Annotated in this window: 1 protein-coding gene; it reads left to right on the plus strand. The window is 54.3% G+C overall.

Annotated features, from left to right (window positions below; translation table 11 throughout):
- Nucleotides 1–261: 261 nt before the first annotated feature.
- The coding region (locus ASH01S_RS17625) for an IS256 family transposase (RefSeq protein WP_157067246.1) at nucleotides 262–929 on the plus strand (668 nt) is incomplete at its 3' end.

Below are 929 nucleotides of genomic sequence, written 5' to 3' on the forward strand. Positions count from 1 at the left end.
ATATCGAGAGTGTGTGTCCAATCTACGGGGGTTAATCCGTTTTACGCATCGTATCGTGGTTTCTGCATGAGAGACAGTACCAAATAAATTCCTAAGACGTCTATCTAAATGATAGATTCTGGTGATGATGAGGCGGCTGGCAGTAGAGTCCGGTATGCTGTGTAAAAAGGGATGGCGCCCCGGGGCATAAATATGAGCCATCCCACCCTCTTTGGTAGAATGTGAGATTGGTCAGAATCACATCACCAGGAGGGATAGAAGATGGCTCAATACCAGATTACCCTGAACGACGAAACTTTGAAAGACCTCTTTCAGCAGGATGGGGGTGTAGCGAAACTCGTCGAGCAGGTGCTCAATCAGGTATTACAGGCCCAAGTGACGGAACAACTGAGGGCGGCACCGTATGAGCGGACCGATGAGCGGCAAGGGTACCGGAACGGGACTGTCCCTCACACCCTTACCACCCGTGTGGGCCGGCTCACTCTGCGCGTACCCCGGGTACGAAATGGACAGTTCTCTACCGAGCTGTTTGCCCGGTACCAGCGAAGTGAACAGGCACTGGTCCTGGCGCTGATGGAGATGGTGATCAACGGCGTCTCGACCCGCAAGGTGGCCAAAATCACCGAAGAACTGTGCGGAACGGAGTTCTCCAAGTCCACTGTCTCGGACCTGTGCAAGCGCCTGGATCCCATCGTTCATGCGTGGAACAACCGCAGTCTGCGGGAGCACCGCTACCCCTTTGTCCTTGTTGACGCTTTCGTGTTGAAGATTCGAGAGGATGGGCGAGTACGTTCTCGAGCCGCCATGATTGCCGAGGGGATCAACGAAAAGGGTTACCGGGAAGTTCTGGGTTTGATGCTAGGGAACAGCGAATCGGAGGCGAGTTGGCGAGAGTTCTTTGCCTGGCTGAAGAGCCGAGATCTTAGGGG

This window comes from Alicyclobacillus shizuokensis NBRC 103103 (assembly GCF_001552255.1).
Classification (GTDB): domain Bacteria; phylum Bacillota; class Bacilli; order Alicyclobacillales; family Alicyclobacillaceae; genus Alicyclobacillus_G; species Alicyclobacillus_G shizuokensis.